Annotated in this window: 11 protein-coding genes; 1 reads left to right on the top strand and 10 read right to left on the bottom strand. The window is 64.2% G+C overall.

The window, feature by feature from the left end; all coding sequences use genetic code 11:
* Positions 1 to 162 precede the first annotated feature (162 nt).
* Positions 163 to 540, bottom strand: coding sequence for a helicase (locus Q7F16_RS09975; RefSeq protein ID WP_409555727.1), 378 nt, complete (start codon positions 538 to 540; stop codon positions 163 to 165).
* A gap of 523 nt (positions 541 to 1063) precedes the next feature.
* On the opposite strand from Q7F16_RS09975, the gene Q7F16_RS09970 reads away from it, so the two are divergent.
* A complete protein-coding gene (locus tag Q7F16_RS09970) occupies positions 1064 to 1447 on the top strand; it encodes a DUF6124 family protein (protein ID WP_409555726.1) in 384 nt (127 codons plus the stop codon).
* Between the two features lie 766 nt (positions 1448 to 2213).
* Here Q7F16_RS09970 and tagQ read toward each other — a convergent pair.
* From tagQ to Q7F16_RS09925, 9 genes are all read right to left on the bottom strand, one after another.
* A complete protein-coding gene (gene tagQ / locus Q7F16_RS09965) occupies positions 2214 to 3152 on the bottom strand; it encodes a type VI secretion system-associated lipoprotein TagQ (protein WP_046064481.1) in 939 nt (312 codons plus the stop codon).
* Between the two features lie 85 nt (positions 3153 to 3237).
* Positions 3238 to 4965 carry a formylglycine-generating enzyme family protein gene (locus Q7F16_RS09960; protein ID WP_014340874.1) on the bottom strand — a complete coding sequence of 576 codons (1728 nt, stop codon included), beginning with the start codon at positions 4963 to 4965 and terminating at the stop codon, positions 3238 to 3240.
* A complete protein-coding gene (locus Q7F16_RS09955; RefSeq protein ID WP_186649386.1) occupies positions 4958 to 6154 on the bottom strand; it encodes an ABC transporter permease in 1197 nt (398 codons plus the stop codon). Before Q7F16_RS09955 ends, Q7F16_RS09960 begins: the two co-directional genes overlap by 8 nt.
* On the bottom strand, positions 6154 to 6870 hold the full coding sequence (locus Q7F16_RS09950) for an ABC transporter ATP-binding protein (RefSeq protein ID WP_046064484.1): 717 nt from the start codon (positions 6868 to 6870) through the stop codon (positions 6154 to 6156). Before Q7F16_RS09950 ends, Q7F16_RS09955 begins: the two co-directional genes overlap by 1 nt.
* Positions 6870 to 9968, bottom strand: a complete 3099-nt coding sequence (locus tag Q7F16_RS09945; protein ID WP_409555725.1) for a serine/threonine-protein kinase — start codon at positions 9966 to 9968, stop codon at positions 6870 to 6872. Before Q7F16_RS09945 ends, Q7F16_RS09950 begins: the two co-directional genes overlap by 1 nt.
* The gene (locus Q7F16_RS09940) at positions 9965 to 10696 is read right to left on the bottom strand and encodes a PP2C family protein-serine/threonine phosphatase (RefSeq protein ID WP_046064486.1); all 732 of its coding nucleotides are present in this window, start codon (positions 10694 to 10696) and stop codon (positions 9965 to 9967) included. The genes Q7F16_RS09945 and Q7F16_RS09940 overlap by 4 nt, the downstream gene beginning before the upstream one ends.
* Positions 10697 to 11350, bottom strand: coding sequence for a type VI secretion system-associated protein TagF (gene tagF, locus Q7F16_RS09935; protein WP_409555724.1), 654 nt, complete (start codon positions 11348 to 11350; stop codon positions 10697 to 10699).
* Complete coding sequence (gene tssM / locus Q7F16_RS09930; protein WP_046064487.1) at positions 11347 to 14847, bottom strand: type VI secretion system membrane subunit TssM; 3501 nt, start codon at positions 14845 to 14847, stop codon at positions 11347 to 11349. The genes tagF and tssM overlap by 4 nt, the downstream gene beginning before the upstream one ends.
* Complete coding sequence (locus Q7F16_RS09925) at positions 14844 to 16154, bottom strand: DotU family type VI secretion system protein (RefSeq protein ID WP_409555723.1); 1311 nt, start codon at positions 16152 to 16154, stop codon at positions 14844 to 14846. Before Q7F16_RS09925 ends, tssM begins: the two co-directional genes overlap by 4 nt.
* Positions 16155 to 16156 lie beyond the last annotated feature (2 nt).

Here is a 16156-nt window from a genome sequence, read left to right as displayed (position 1 = left end):
TGACGCAGGCAACTGAGCTTTTGTGGCGAGGGAGCTTGCTCCCGCTCGGCTGCGCAGCAGACGCAAAACCTGCCGACGCGATCCGCCTGGAGGACCGCGTCAATCCATTTGGGGCCGCTTCGCAGCCCAGCGGGAGCAAGCTCCCTCGCCACAGGGGAATCACTAGGCTTTAGGCTTCCTCGGTTTCAGATACTTCATCAACCCCTGGAACCAGATCACCAGCGCCGGGTTGCCCTTGATCTGGATCGACTTGTCCTGAATCCCCGTCATGAACGCCAGTTGCTTGTTCTTGGCCTGCATCGTGGCGAAGCCATAGGCGGCGTCCTTGAAGGCAATGGCGAACGCAGGCTCCGGGTAAGTGCCTGACTGGCTGGTGATGCGCTGGTTTTTCACCGTGAAATGCCGGGCGACCTTGCCGTCCAGGGTTTGCAACTGGAACACCAGCTCCTTGTCGCCCAACTGCTGCTGGAACGCCGGATTGGTCCGGCTGGCCTTGCCCATCAACAACCCCAGCATCCACAGCAGAAAACGAAATTTCATGGGCACAGCCTCGTGATGAAAGATGAATGGCTGGCAGTTTAGCGACTCTTCGGCGCAACGCCATCATCGGATCGCTTTAGCGGAAGATCAGCCTATTTTCGCGAAAGATGACTGCCAAGTCACAAAACCAGAAATCAAAAGATCGCAGCCTTCGGCAGCTCCTACATCGATTTCCGTAGGAGCTGCCGAAGGCTGCGATCTTTGATCTTTTTGCCCTCCTGTTCCTCGGACATTTCCTTCAACACGCCGGGCTGTTCATGAACTAGGCGCGGTGGGCGTGGGCCGCTAACCTCTGTTCGTCACCAAAAAACGGTGACACGGACGTGCAAGTCCGACCTGGAGCACAATTGGTTATAGCTATTGGACGAGCATTTTTTTATGCTCGCGCCCCGTTATGGCAACTGTGCGTGGGAGACCTTCGGGTCTGCCGGATACTCCGGGCCGGTCTTGCACACTTACGCACAGTTGCCACCCTTTTCGAATGCAAGCGAGAGGATGTCAGCCCCAATACCGGAAAAATAATATGTTCAAGGTCACTCCCAATCCGCCGCAAAACGGCCACAAATCCCGCGTCCAAGCGCAGGAAGAAAAAAAGCTCGATGACGCCGCCACCCGCGCCCTCGACTACTACCTCAACCCAAAACCCGCCTCACCGCCAGAACCCGACAGCACCAAGCTGTTCATCGTCGCCCCCCACATCGACACCGAAACCCTGCTGGCCAACGCCTCCGAAGACCTGCTCTCCATCAGCACCATCGCCGCCGACCTGGCTGACGACGTGGATGACTCACGCCGCTGTGTCGCCCTGGCTATCAGCCGTATGGCCGATGGGGTGCAGTTGTTGGTTGAGCGGGCGTTGGATCATTTGGAAACGAAGGAGATGGCGGCGCCTGGAGTCAAGGGGTAGAGCTTTGCATTGATGCAGGCTGAACCGGTGCCATCGCGAGCAGGCTCGCTCCCACAGGGGGAAATTGGGCTGTCGCGGATACCACAGTCAACCCAAAACAACTGTGGGAGCGAGCTTGCTCGCGATAGCGCAGTGTCAGGCAACAATGATGCAAGCTGAACCGACGCCTTCGCGAGCAAGCTCGCTCCCACAGGTCCTGCTCAAACAGAGCTGAGGGGTGTACGACCGCAAGAGCCAGGTCGGCTACTAGGCCGCCTCGCGAGCAAGCTTTGCTCCCACAGGTCCTGCTCAAACAGATCTGAGAGGTGTACGACCGCAAGAGCCAGGCCGGCTACTAGGCCGCCTCGCGGTGGACGTTGATCTCCGCGCCCCGTTAACCACGCTGGCCGAACGCAGGCATTGTGGAGTGGGCATCCCGGCATGGATGCCGGGATAGCCGCGCTGGGCCATGGATGGCCCTTCGCGGCGGGCCCACGGAGCAATGTCGGAGTGAGGGCATGCCGAGCCTAAGCGAGGCACCAAGTGGTGGGGCAAAAGCGTTTTGGTTACTTTTGCGCTCTTCAAAAGTGACCCGCCGTCAGGGCGGAACCCTAAGCCGCCGTTACCGCAACAACGGATATGTACCCAGAAACAACTGTGGGAGCGAACTCACTCGCGAAGGCGGTGTATCAGTCGACATTAATGCCAACTGAACCAGCGCTATCGCGAGCAAGCTCGCTCCCACAGGTTTTTGGCTGCTGATCAACGAGCAGCAGCCCTCACTCAATCAAACATTCGGGCAAGGCACCGGTGCCCAGTCGCCCAGGTCCGGGTTTTTGCACATGCTGTTGACCTGAGTGGTGCCAGCGCTGGCGACCTGCTTGCTTTGATCCTGTTTGGCCTTGGCGTCCTGCAAGGTTTTCTCAGTGGCGACCGCTTCTTTAGGCACGGTTGGCAGTTCTTTCTTCTTCGCCGGCGTCACTTTCTTCTTGGTCTTGGTGCTGGTCTGCGCCACAACCTGCGTGGTATCGGCAGTGGCCACAGTCACCACGTCAGTACGCTGCACACCCACTTGCTGCAGGTCTTTCTCGTAAGCCTGGGTGTAGTTGTTCAGGTCTTCGGACGCTTTGCCGTTGACCGCGACGATCAGGTCGTTCGACTCTTTCAGGCCGGCGACGATTTCTGCCAGGCGCTTGCGGCCTTCAGTGTCATTGACGGTCTTGGCCTTGCGGTCGGCAACCAGTTTGCTGAACGCGCTCTGGTAGCACTGCTGCGAAGCCTTGGCGTAGGCAGTGCTGCGGTCGATGTCCGACGCGCTTTTGCTGACGTCGGCAGCGTAGGAGGCGATGCGCATGTTGTCATCGGCGATCTGCTTCTGGCGCTCGGTGTAGTAACCGGCTGCACCACCGGCCAGGGCGCCGCCCGCGGCACCGATGGCGGCGTTGCGGCCACGGTCTTCCTTATCGGCGGTCAGGACGCCCAGCAGTGCACCACCGACCGCGCCGACGGCAGCGCCGGTGACCACGGACTTGGTCATGTTGCCTTCGGTGGAGCGCAGGTGCTGCACCGGCTCGTAGCAGTTCGGGTAGTACTCGACCTTGGTGCTCGAGGCGACTTTGGAAGTCGGCGACGTGGCGCAGCCGGTCAGTACGGTGCTGAAGCCGACAGCGACCATCAGCAAGTGACGCTTGGAAACCGAAGCCAAAGGTTTACGGGAGAAAAGCATAGTTGTGTTCTCTTTTAAGTGTTGACCAGCTCAGCGCGGCGCTATCGCCGCCTGAGTCCCTTCCAAGCTCGCTGACAACGAACGCTCAAGACCGCTGAGCGTTCGATGCGAGCAATTCCTTCAATATCGCCGCCGGGTCGGCTCGTTTTTGCTGACGATAATCCCCGACATGACGAACGAATAACGTTGCGCGAGCCACCAGGCTCTTGCCCAGTACCGGCTTGCGCTCCAACTCTTCCTTGATGCGTTGAAACTGCGCCTGGATCACGGCATCGGTGTAGCGCGTGCCGGTCGCCAGGTTGTCGATATAAATCGCCACCGCGCCATCCAGCGCGCTGCGGCCATTATCGATGGCGGTGGCGAACAGCTTGGCACTGGCCTCGTCCTTGGCGTCCAGGGCGACTTGCCGGCTGTTCTGCAGATTGGTCAGGCGAATGTTGTAGTTGTTGACCGTCTCGGCCACCAGGGCCGACGACTGAATCAGGTTGCCCGCCGCTTCCTCGCGCTGCTGGGCGATGAGCGAGACGTTGCGCTTGAGCTCTTCATTGACCAGGCCCAGCTCGGCTTGCAGGCGCGGGTCGACGCTGGCGGCGATGATGCTGTCCAGGCGCTTGGTCGGGTCGTCGGCATCGTCGATGGCATCGGTCAGCGACGCGAGCCGACCTTCTTTCTGCCATTGGGCAAACAACTCCTTGTAGCGCGAACGCGGCGCCGACAAAGCACCGACGGCCACGCGAAAACCGGTGGTCTCGTTGCTTTGTTCGGTGCCGTCAGCAGCGAACAGCGGGTATTCGCGGCGCATGCCGGTGAACAGCGTGCCCTCGCCTTCCAGGTAGTTGCCGCCCTTGACCACGAAGCCGCCATAGGCGCCCTGACGGCGACCGGCGTGCACCAATTGGAAGGATTCCTGGACCATCTCGGCGGCGTTGCCCACCACGTCGAACAGGCCAATCGGGTTCGGCAACTTGGTGCCGATGGGCATCAGCCGCGCCGCCTGGCCGGTGCCACCGGCGACCTGGTTGAACACCGCCCAATCGGCCAGCGGCCCGTCGCTTTCACTGCCTTCCAGGCGCCTCGGGAACAGGCGCCCTTCCAGGTCCTGACGGCTGACGGCTTGCCCACCACGAGCGGCGAATTCCCACTCGACTTCCGTCGGCAAACGCACAAAACCCAGCCCACCGTCTTCAGCGGAAGTACCGCGACCACTCACCGGCAGCAGGTCCTTGTGGTATTTCATCAGCCAGGCGCTGTACACCGCCGAGAAGCGCTCGGCCTCGAACCTCGACAGCTTCACCTTGGGCAACCGCCCTGCCACGCCTTGGGGCAAATCGGCTTGCAAGGTTTCGCAGGCCGGCGCCGCTTCACCGCTGGCCAGTGATTGCGCCTGGGCCATGACCTGGGCGTATTGCCGGGCCGTGACCTCGTACTTGCCGATGAAGTACAGCATCGGCTTGAGCGGCGTCTTGGCGTCGGTCTTGGGCATCAACGGCGTGATGGTCTTGTTCCAGTCCTTGGGCAGGTCCTTGAGGGTGAACTGACCGTTGATGAAGTCGCGCCGGTAGCCGGAAATGAACGACTGTTGATAGCCCGCCTCGCCTTCGCTGAACGGGTAACCGAGGCTGATCTCGCGGTCGTCCAGGGTGCCCTGGGCGAGGATGTAGACGTAGCGGAAGACCATCTGGCCTTCGCACGGCAGCGGCAGGCTGACGTCGTCCGGCAGTGGCTTGGGGTTGTCCAGCTTGTCCGTGCTCTCATCAGCCCAGACCAAACCGGCGAGGCTCAGCGCCACGGCGGCGCCCAATAACTTATACATCGCGAATTCCTTCACACGCCTGGATGCGCGCCACCCGCCAGCCACCACAAGCCGCCGCGACGGCACTGACGCCGAGCACGGCCACCAGGGCCAAGGTGTAGTGACGCACCAACAGATGACTGGCGTATTCACCGGGCATCTGCGCAAATAAATAATTCAGGCCCGACTGCGCCAGGCCATACAGGCCAGCACTGAGCAGGGCCGCAAGTGTGGCGCTGTAGAGCGCCTGCAACACCACGAACAACAACAGCGCCGCGGTGGAAACCCCCAGCAGGCGCAACACCGACAGCTCCCGGCGCTTACGTTCGACCGCCGCCAGTGCGCCGGCAAAGATCGCCGCGAACGCGCCGGCCAAGGCCAACCCGGCGATGATCCAGAACACGATCGACAGATTGCGGCTCAGCGATTGCACTTGGGCGATGGTCTGGGCCTGGGTCGATACCAACAGGTTTTGCCCGGCGAAATACTGCCGCAGCGGCTCGACATCGCCGAGGCTGCGGGCGTACAAACGAAACGCCGGGTAGACCCGTTGCCCGGCCACGCCCACCACATCCCCCGGCCAGCCGAACGCGGGCACGGCACGGCCGTCGCGGTAATCCTCCGCCGCCTCCAGCAACGCCAGCGGCGCAAACAAGCCGTCCCGGGCGAAGGCTTCCAATGGCAGCACGTGCAACACCTGCACGCGGGTACGCTGCGCCTCGCTGCGACCGGCCACCTGCCGACCGAAACTGGCCTGCAACCAATCGCCGGCCTTGGCGCCGAGCTTTTCAGCGGCGGTCTGGCTGAGCACCACTTGATCCAGGCCTTGCGGCACCGGCAAGTGATCGAACAAGGGATCGCTGGCTGCGGTGGGAATCATCTCGACCGTGACGAGCGACGCATCGCCGCTCAAATCTGCCGTGGCGGCGATCTGCCGGGTGCGCGGCAAGGCAAAGGCCACGTCGCCGCGCTGGCTCAATTGTTCGACGAACTCGGCACTGAAGCGACCGCCGCCCAAGGGAATGATTTCCCGGGTGGCCGGGTCGTTCTGCAAGCGTTCGGTGAGGCTGCTGACCAAGCCGAACTTCAGGCCGAACAGCACCAGCAACGGCGCCACCACGGCCACCAAAGCCAACACCGAGCAGGCCGACAGCCAGGCATCGTTGCGGTAATCCTGCCAGGCCAGGGAAGCCACCAGCGCGCCGCGCATCAGCAAGCCTCCCCGAGGGTGGCGGTGACACCGCCGTCGACGTCGCGACGGCAACTGATGCGCCGCACCTGCAAACCGCTGGCACGGGCCAACGCCTCGTCATGGGTGGCGATCACGCAGCAGACGCCGTGCTCGCGCGCCTGGGCCACCAGCAACTGCATGACGCGCTCGGCGTTCAGCGGGTCGAGGGCGGCGGTCGGCTCATCGGCCAGCAGCAGGCGCGGCCCATGGGCCAACGCCCGGGCACAGCTGACCCGCTGACGTTGGCCGACAGACAAGTCCGCCGGTTTTTTGTCCAGTTGATCGGCAATGTCCAACTGCCCAGCCAGGCGCGTCACGCTTGCGTCATCCTTCAAGCCCAGCAATTTGCGCGACAACGCGATGTTGCCGCGCACGTCCAGGAAGCCCAACAGGCCGCCGGTTTGCAGAACATAACCCAGGTAACGGCTGCGCAGCTCGGCCAAGGTGCCCTGTTGCGACGCACGCCACAATTTGGCGATGTCCAGCGGCTTGTCGGCCGGAGTGAAGTCGAACTGGCCGGCCTGATCCGGCGCCAACACCAGTGCCAGCAAGTCCAGCAGCGTGCTCTTGCCGCAGCCGCTGGGACCGACCACCGCCAGTTGTTCACCGCCGCGCAAGTGCAGCCGTGGAATCACCAGGCTGTAGCGCTGGCTGCCGGTGCCCCGGCTTTTATGCACGGCGTTCAGGATCAGCATCACGGCAGCGTCGACAACGGAACACGGTACAAGGCGTCACCCGGCTCGGCATCGCCGAAGCGCACCCAGTTGGCGAGGTCGTTGTGGAAGGTTTCGTAGAGGCGGATTTTCGAATCCAGCTCGTCGATGAAATCTTCCTGCTCGGCCACGCTCAAGGACAGCCACAGGTCCTGGGTCATGTTCAGCGACTTGCTGCGGTACGGCAGCCCTTCGAGGTACTCGCCGAGAATCCCGCCGTCGGCCAGGTTGCCGCCCTTGCGCAGGGCCGACGGGTCGCGGCTCATGTAGGCACTGGCGCTGGCGATTTCCTGAAAGAAATCCTTGGGCGAACTCTGGGTCTTGCGGGCCGCGTCGACGATCAGCTTGAGCGACTGCTGCAGGTCGTTGAGTTGCAGCTTGGTCAGCATCACGCAGACCTGGAACGCCGGCAGCGCCGGGTTGGTCAGGTCGCGGTCGGCGGTCCAGGCGCTGACCAGTTGCGGCGCCTGGCTGGCGGATTTACGCCCCAAAAAGTCCATGTGCATCGCGTAGCCAACCGCGGCCGATTTGTCGGCCAGGCTCGGCGCGGCACTGAGCAGTGGCACGCTTTGCGCCTTGTTGCTGCGCACCTGATGCACCAGGTCGGCAAACACCGAACCGATCTCGTCGACGCGCTCGCCGAACTTGCGCACATCGGCGCCCGGCACCGGAATGTACAGGTCGCCGATCTGCGGGTTGGCGTCGGCGGTCAGGGTGCGGTACTGGCTTTGGGCACCGCCGTGGGTTTTCTTGCCGGCGTCGCTGAGCAGGTGCAGGGCGTAGATCTTGATCTGCTTGCCCAGCGCCGCCTGGCGCACTTCGGCCTCGTTCATTTGCGTGGCGGCAAATGGATCGTTCTTGCGCAGGGCCCCGGCGTCGGTGACCAACAGGATCAAACGCCCACCGTAACCGGACCAGTCCATGCCTTCGACGGCTTCCATGACCCCGGCAAACGCATCTTCGTTGAACGAATGGCTCGACACCGTCGATGCCTTGACCTGTCGTGCCAGCTCCATGAAGCGTTGCGGGTCGCGGCCCTGCTCCAGGGTGATCAAGGTCTTGGCGACGTATTCCAGGCCCGGGGTTTTCTTGATGCTGCTGCGGAAACCCACCATGCCGAAGCTGACACTGTCCAACTCGCCACGCTCGGCGATGCGGGTTTGCAGTTCGTGGACCACGTCGCGCACCTGGTCGATGTAGGGCTGCATCGATACGGTGGTGTCCACCACTAGCACCACGGCCGTGCGGAACGCGTCGGCATTGGCGGTGGTGATCGGCGTGTTGCTCGCAGCCTTGGGGGTGTTGCCAGGGTCGATCGACGCGACATTCAGCAACTGCACCGGCTGGCCGTTTTCATCCAGGCTTTCGCGGGAATCGAAAATCGGCAACAGGTAGAACTGGCTCTGCGGCACCGCGCTGGCGGCCGGCTCCAGGGCCAGCACTTGCTGGTCCTCCTGCGGGCTCTGCTGGGCCTTGAGCAACACGTTCCTGGCCGCCGAAGGGTTAGCCAAGAGCTTTTCCACTTCGCCGGCCTGACGCAGGAACATCACCGGCGCACGGCCGGAACGTTCGGTGAACTTGAGCACCAGGCTTTGCTTCCAGTCGCTGACCTGGGCGGCGGGCAACCAGCCGTCGCTGCGCCCATCGGTGGCTGCGCCGACCCGCACCCACGAACCGCCGTCGACGTCCTTGCGCTGATACACGTACAGCACGGAAAACGCCGGCAGCGCCTTGCCCGGTGCGGCGCCCGGCGCATCGGCGAGCTTCGCCCCCGGTTTGCTGAGCACGCGCTGGAACAAGGTTTTCTTGCCGGCCATCAACAGCGGACGCTGGCCGCCATCGGCCTCGGTCGCCACGGGCGGCTGAGCCGGCGGGGCAACGGGCGGTTTGACCGCTGGCACTTCCGGGGCCTTGGGCGGCTTCACTTCCGGGGGCTTGACCGAGGTGGTCGTGGCCACTGGCGTCTTCGCGTCTTTGCCGTCATCACCGGACAACCACCAATAACCCGCGCCACCCAGCGCCAGCGCCACGGCGACCGCAACGGCAGCCAGGGCGAACACCGGCCCCTTGCGTTGCTCCGACACCGAGGATTGAATCGTCGGTTTTATCGGCGGCGCAACGGGTTTGGACTGCGGTGTTGACTGCGGTGGTGAGTAAGCCGGGCCGCTGGGAATGTCGATGGACATGGGCGTCAAGCCCGCCAGATCATCCACCGCAGGCGGCGTGGTCGGCAGTTGCAACGACAACGGCCGGATCAGCGTCGCTTCCGCCGACTCGTCTGGCAGGTTATCCAACGCCCGCAGCAACGCCGCCGCATCCGGGAAACGCTCCGCCGGATCCTTCGCCAGCAGCTTGCGCAACACGTCCTGGTAACGGCCGTGGTGCACCGGCAGTTCCGGCAACGGTTCGGTCAGGTGCGCCAGGGCCGTGGAGAGTGCGTCGTTGCCGGTATACGGCAGTTTGCCAACAAGGATTTCGTAGAGCACCACGCCCAGGGCATACAGGTCGGCGCGGCCGTCGATGTCTTGCCCACGGGCCTGTTCCGGGCTCATGTAACTGGGCGTGCCGACGGCGAAGCCGGCCTGGGTGAACTGGGTGCGGTCGTCCAGGGACTTGGCGATGCCGAAGTCCGAAAGCACCGCCGTGCCATCGGCGCGGAACAGGATGTTGGCCGGCTTGACGTCACGGTGGACCAGACCCAGCCCGTGGGCATAACCCAAGGCCGAGGCGATCTGGCGGATGTAGGTCAGGCCCTGCTCCGGCGTCAGGCCCGCGGCGATGCGTTCCTTGAGCGTGCCGTTGGGCAGGTACTCCATCGCCATGTAGTACAGCTCACCGACGTTGCCGATGTCATGGATGGTGACGGTGTGCGGGTGCGACAGGCGCGCCAGGGTCTTGCCTTCGCGCAGGAAACGCTCGCAGAAGGTCGGGTCGGCTGCCAGGGCTGCGGCCATCACTTTCAACGCCACCTTGCGTTCCAGCGAACGCTGGGTCGCCAGGTACACGCTGGCCATCGCGCCTTCACCGATCGGCCCTTCGATGTCGTAGCCGGGGATGACAATGTTCAGGGTCAAGCTCATGACGGCACCTTCACGACCACCACGGTGATGTTGTCCGGCGCGCCGCGCATCAGGCCCAGGGACACCAGGCTGCTGGCGATTTCGCCGGGCTCGTCGTGGCTCAATACCTCGCGTATTTCATCGTCCTCGACGGTCTTGGTCAGCCCGTCGCTGCACAACAGGTAACTGTCGCCGGGCACCAGCAGCAACTCGGTCAGCGCCAGGTTCAGTTGCGCCTCGACGCCAATGGCCCGGGTAACGATGTTGGCCCGCGGATGCACCCGCGCCTCGGCTTCGCTGAGCAGGCCGCTATCCTGCAGATCCTGGACGTAGCTGTGGTCCCGGGAGATGCCTTCGAGCACGCCGTCGCGCAGGCGATACAAACGACTGTCACCGGCCCACAGGCACATGCCGCGCAGGTCGCGGGCGGCCAACACCACCACGGTGCTGCCCATCATCGTCACGCCACGGTTGGCGGTTTCTTCACGCACGGCGGCGTTGACCCGCAGCAGGTCGCTTTGCAGCGCCGCGACGTATTCGTCCAGCGAACGCCCCACGGCAATGCTGCGCAGGCTGTCGACGATCAGGCTGCTGACGTAGTCGCCCGCCGCGTGCCCGCCCATGCCGTCGGCCACGACCCACAGGCCGTTTTCCGGCAGGTCCAGGCAGGCGTCTTCGTTGACCTGGCGGACCATCCCGACATGGCTCTTGCTTGCAGACTTGATTGCTTTTCCGGCACTTGGACGCATCTACACAACACCTTCTTGGCCGAGCAAAAATTGCGCAAAATCAGCTGCCGCCGGCAGTCCCTGGCAGCGCATCAAACCCGGGGCAATGCGTTCCGATCCCTGGCCCCACCACAGGCTCGCGCCTTCGCAGGCCGCCTCGGCGAGGGCGCTCATGCGCCGCTGCGGGTCGGTGGCATCGAAGCGATGCAGGCTGGCGAAGCGGCTGCTCGGCGTGCGCGGCAGGTACATCGGGCAGCCCAGGGTCTCCAGCTGTTCGTTGAACGCCTCGAAACTGGCCTCCACACTCAAAGTGCTCAGCAACAGGTTCTCGACTCGCTCAAACCACTCGTCCGCACCGCCCACCACCGACGCTGGGTCCGCGTCGGGCTCCAGCAGCATCGCGACGGTCAGCGGAAAATAACGACCGACCCGGTCGATGCTCGGCATCACCACGCCGACCGCGGCGTCCGGGCCACACACTCCCGGCGCGACCATGAAGCGCCACAGCGGGCTGACCAGATAGGCATCCAGCCAGCGCTCGCCAAGGTTGGTCTGGCTGGCGAGCAAACCCGCCGCCAACCACGAGTCCCACGGGCCGATAAAACTCTGGGGCAAGCCACGGCTGACGAAATCGCCGCGGCTGGCCAACTTTCCATAGAAGCCCGGTGTACTCATAGCCGCTCCGGCAGGCTGAAGCCGCTGAGCACCCGGCTCTTGAATGGGTTGAAGGCGCTATTGGCCCGCAGCTCATAAGAGGCGCTGGCGCCATCGACCCGCAGCCGCAGGTTGAAGCGGTCCGGCGAGTTGCCGGCGGTCAGGTCCGATTGCTCCAGCAGCCGGAACCAGGCCCACGGCCCATCCAGGGTGATGCCGGAGCGACCGCTGGACGACGGCGGCATGATCGAGATCCGCACCACGCCGATGCTGCCCGGGTTCGGCCACTGCATGGCGGTCGGGCGGCTTGGGCCGTGGTCGTAGCTCAGTTGCTGGCCGTCGAGGTCGAGCAGGAACTGGGTGATGGTCGAGTCCATCGCCACCGGCTTGAGCTCGAAACGGACCATCGGCTGCGTGCCGCCGGAACGGAAGAACGCATCGCGGATGGTCGCCGCGCGCTGGAAGGTCTGCAGCACGCCAGGGGCGATACCGAGCTTCTGCGCCGCGCCCGGCTGCCAGCGCCAGGTTGGGGTCGAGGTGTCGACGTAGGGTTGCAGGTACTTGCGGAAGTAGTTGTCCATCACCCCGCCGACGCCGAAGAACTGGCCGAAGTCATCCAGGGTCGCGTCCCGCGCACTGCCTGGCGACATCGGATAGCGCCCGGCCAGGGACTGGCGATAGATGTTCACCACTTCGCTGGTCCAGGCGGCGTTCAGTTGGTTGCGCACCCCGCCCATCATGCTGTTGGTGGTGGAGTTGACCACCGACTTGACCAAACCCTGCACCAGCGGCGGCTGGCGTTCGGCATTAAGGCTGACGCGCGTAGCGGCGGCGGCTGCCTGGTTCTTGGCTTCGCCGAGCAAGGCGTCGCCACTGGCACCGACCATGGCGCTGACCTGCACGTACAGGGCGTTCATGTCCGCCAGCAGACCGTCGATGACCGCCGGCTCGCCTTCGCTTTTGCTGACGATGCTGTTGAGCTCGGCGAAGTGCGCGGTGATCGGGTCATCGCTTTGCGCCGGTGCGTTTTGCGTCGCCTGCTCCTGGCCGAGCAAGCTGCCCAGGCGTTCCTTGAGTTTGTCCACACCGCCTTCTACCGGCGCACCTTGGGCGGCCAGCAGGCGTTCATCCTGTTGCAGGTCGGTTTCCTTCGCCACCGCCACCAGCAGTTTTTTCAACGGCGAGGTCGGGCCGGAAATCACCCGCAGCACATCGGCGGCCTGGGCCACGCTGGTGATCGGCACAAAGTCGATGTCGGCCAGCAAGGCGTCCCATTGGCGCAGGTAGTCCTGGAAGTACAGGCGACGCACATCGGCGGCCAGGCTGGCGACGTTCTGCTGATCGGCCTCTTCGTGGCCCAGCACCCATTGCTCTTCGGCCAGAGTGCCGGTCTGGCTCAGGCTGGTGAGCAGGAAGCCCTGGCGATAGCCCTTGACGGTGAAGAACCCGCTCAGCGGCTCGCCCAATGGCTTGCCGCTCTTGCGGCTGAACACCAGCGCCGCATCACGCCCGGCGGCTTCGTTGATGCGGAAGTCCGGGATACCTTCGGGCAGTTTCTGGCGCTTGATGCGGTCATAGACCCGCTGGGCCACCGGCAATTGCTGCAACTGGCGGCGCAGGTCTTCGACCAGGCGTGGGTCGAGGCGCGCGAGGGGCGGACGCCGCTCGAACAGCGCCTGCAAATGCGCGGTCAGGGCCTGGCGCTGCTCGGCCGGCAAATCCCGCGGCAGGCTGCGATCCCAATCCAGAGCGATCCAGGCCTTGATGAAGTCGGCATCGTAATGCTCGGTGTCGGCGAGCATCAGGTAGGCCTTCAAGCCTTCGTAGAGGAAATCCGAATTGCCACCGCTGTGCAGTTGCTCTTCGATGCGCGTCAGCAAGCGTGGCGCGAACACCGCGATCAACAGCTTGCGATAGACACTGCCAGACTCGGCTTCGAGCATGTCGCCCTGGTACAGGCCCAGGCCTTCGGCCCAGCTCGGTGCGTCGTCAGCCAGGTGCTTCACGGCGTTGAGCAACGGCAACACGGCGAGGACGTCGCGTTGCGCCGGGCTGAGGTTCTGCACGGTTTGCCCCAATGGCGCGACCTTCTGGTCGACCTGGGCAATGTAGGCCTGGTTGGCGCGGTAGCTGACCCACCACAACGTGCTGACCACCAACACCAGCACCACGGTGGAGGCCAGAACGCCGCGGGCGATCCACTTGCGCCGTCGCTCGACTTTCGGATCGACACCCACCAGCCCGCGCTCGGCGAAGGCCACGGCGGTGAAGAGTTTTTCGATGAAGTAGCTGCGCCCGGTGCCGGTCTGGCGCGCCAGGTGCTGACGATCCAGGTTCATGCTCTGGGCCATGGAACCGATCAGGCGATCGATCGGGCTGCCTTCCTGGGTGCCACTGGTGAAATACACGCCGCGCAGCAACACACGCTCTTCGAAGGCGTTGGGTTTGAACACGCCTTCGAGGAAGCTTTGCAGGCAATCTTTCAAGGCGCCGAACTGCTGCGGGAAACCGTAGATCAGATCGCGCCGCGCCGGGTCGCGCTCTTGTTGCAGGCGTTCCACCAAGCGGTCGTTGAGGCGCTGCTCAAGGCCGGTGAACTCACTTTGCAGGTGCGCCAGCGGGCTGTCGCTGCTCTTGCCATCGTCCAGGGCGAAGGTCATGCCCCAGACCTGGGCGCGCTCTTCCTTGCTCAGGGTATCGAAATACTCCATGAATCCGGGCACGAGGTCGAGCTTGGTCAGCATCAGGTAGATCGGGAAGCGCACGCCCAGTTGGGTGTACAGCTCCTGGATCCGCAGCCGGATTGCGGCGGCATGGGCGGCGCGCTCGGCGTCGCTGCCCAGCAGCAGGTCGGACAGGCTGATGGCGATGAACGCGCCATCAATCGGGCGCCGGGCCCGTTGTTTTTTCAACAGGCCAAGGAAGCCCAGCCAGGCGGCCTTGTCGATGGTCGCGTCGCTGTCCTGGGTGGTGTAGCGGCCGGCGGTGTCGAGCAGGACCGCCTGGTCGGTGAACCACCAATCGCAATTGCGTGTACCGCCGACACCGCGTACGGCACCGGCGCCCAGTTGCGCGGCCAGTGGGAAATGCAGCCCGGAATTGACCAGCGCGGTGGTCTTGCCCGAACCCGGCGGGCCGATGATCACGTACCACGGCAGCTCGTAGAGATTACGGCGCTCGTCTCCGCCCAGCTTGGCTTTCTTGAGCAGGGCCAAGGCTTCGTCCATGCGCTGGCGCAGGGTTTCGAGCTCCTCAGCGGTGGCGATGCTGGTCGGGTCCGGTGGGGTTTGCGCGGCCAGGCTGCGCATCACTTCGGCGGCCTGACGGCGCGCCTGGATAATGCGCAATACCCGGTAGGCGATCCATACCGCAAACACCAGGATGATCAAGGCCCAGCGGCGGCCTTCGGGCACCAGCCAATCGAGCAGCGGGCCAACGAACCAGATGATCAGGCTCAGGGCGATCAGCCCCAGCAATGGGATGACCCAGCGGGTCATAAAACTGAAAAACGCCTTCACTCGACCCCCTCCGCCAATACTGTGATTTCAACCCGACGGTTGCGCGCACGCCCCTCTGTGGTGGCGTTGGATGCCAACGGCTCGGTGTCGCTGCGGCCTTCGGCGCTGAAGCGCTCGGGCTGGCCAGTCTTGGCCGAGAGAATTTGCAGCACCGATTGCGCCCGCGCTTCGGACAACGCCCAGTTGGACGGGAACCGGAGGGTGGCGATCGGGCGATTGTCGCTGTGCCCGGTGACCAGGACCTGGCCCTTGACCTTGCGCACCGCATCGGCGATGCGCAGCATCAGCGGCTGGAAATCGTCCTTGATGCTGGCGCTGCCCGAGGCGAACAGTTCATCGCCGCGGATGGTCACCACCGAGCGGTCGACGGCGTCTTCCACGGCAATGCGGTTGGCGCGGATTTCATCGGCGAGGAAGCCGGCCAGGCGTGGGCGCTCGATCACTTTGGGCTGCACCACAGGACGGTCGATGGTCTGCACCGGGATTTCACCGAGGAAATGAATGTTCTTGAACACCGGCTCGGCATCGGAGGCCAGTTTCATGCGCAGGCCGAACAGCAGCGCCAGCAACAGGGCTGCACCGATGGCCACGGCGATCCACGGCGGCATGAATTGCGCAAGTCGATCACGGGCCACAGTGACACCGCGCCAGTGCGGCGACAGCTCGCGCTCGTAATCGCCACGGGCACTGCGGATGACGGCGGCGGTGCGCTCACGCAACGCTTCCAGTTGGCTGCGACCGTCGTTCATCACCCGGTAGCGCCCTTCGAAACCCAGGCACATGCACAGGTACAAAAGCTCCAGCAGATACAGGCGCTCGCGCGGACTTTGCAGGCAATGCTCCAGCAGCTGGAACACCTTCTCGCCGCCCCAGGCTTCGTTGTGTACGGTGATCAACAGGCTTTGCTTGCCCCAATCGCTGGTGCCGCCCCACGGGGTGCTCAACACCGCTTCGTCCAGCGCGGTGCACAAGGCGTAGCGGGCCAGCAACACATCGTTGCGCACCACGCCGGCGGCCTCGGCGCGCTCTTCGAACTGGCGCAGGTAGGCCAGCAGTTGTGCGCGCAGACTGGCCGGCGCCGGGTGGGCAATGGTGTTGCGCAGGCGCGTCAGCAGGGCCAGCAGTGGGCCGGCGGCGCTTTCCAGCGGGTTGAGGCCCTCGGCCTTGCCCGTCAGCACCGGCGCGGCCGGAATCGACAGCGGCGCAGGCGCAGGCGTCGGCTGTGGCCGGCCAGCGTCCGGGCGGAAGGGATCTCCACCACGGCCACCGGGCGTCGGCATGAACTGGGTACGATCGTCGTTACTCATCG

Source organism: Pseudomonas sp. Lb2C2 (assembly GCF_052112205.1).
Lineage (GTDB): Bacteria > Pseudomonadota > Gammaproteobacteria > Pseudomonadales > Pseudomonadaceae > Aquipseudomonas > Aquipseudomonas kilonensis.
The sequence above is the reverse complement of the archived record's forward strand: the minus strand, read 5'-3'. Positions and strand labels throughout refer to the sequence as shown.

Coding starts and splice junctions, on each gene's coding strand:
- Q7F16_RS09940 (WP_046064486.1), bottom strand. CDS start 10,696: ATGCGTCCAAGTGCCGGAAAAGCAATCAAGTCTGCAAGCAAGAGCCAT.
- Q7F16_RS09975 (WP_409555727.1), bottom strand. CDS start 540: ATGAAATTTCGTTTTCTGCTGTGGATGCTGGGGTTGTTGATGGGCAAG.
- Q7F16_RS09945 (WP_409555725.1), bottom strand. CDS start 9,968: ATGAGCTTGACCCTGAACATTGTCATCCCCGGCTACGACATCGAAGGG.
- Q7F16_RS09950 (WP_046064484.1), bottom strand. CDS start 6,870: ATGCTGATCCTGAACGCCGTGCATAAAAGCCGGGGCACCGGCAGCCAG.
- Q7F16_RS09970 (WP_409555726.1), top strand. CDS start 1,064: ATGTTCAAGGTCACTCCCAATCCGCCGCAAAACGGCCACAAATCCCGC.
- tagF (WP_409555724.1), bottom strand. CDS start 11,350: ATGAGTACACCGGGCTTCTATGGAAAGTTGGCCAGCCGCGGCGATTTC.
- Q7F16_RS09955 (WP_186649386.1), bottom strand. CDS start 6,154: ATGCGCGGCGCGCTGGTGGCTTCCCTGGCCTGGCAGGATTACCGCAAC.
- tagQ (WP_046064481.1), bottom strand. CDS start 3,152: ATGCTTTTCTCCCGTAAACCTTTGGCTTCGGTTTCCAAGCGTCACTTG.
- Q7F16_RS09925 (WP_409555723.1), bottom strand. CDS start 16,154: ATGAGTAACGACGATCGTACCCAGTTCATGCCGACGCCCGGTGGCCGT.
- Q7F16_RS09960 (WP_014340874.1), bottom strand. CDS start 4,965: ATGTATAAGTTATTGGGCGCCGCCGTGGCGCTGAGCCTCGCCGGTTTG.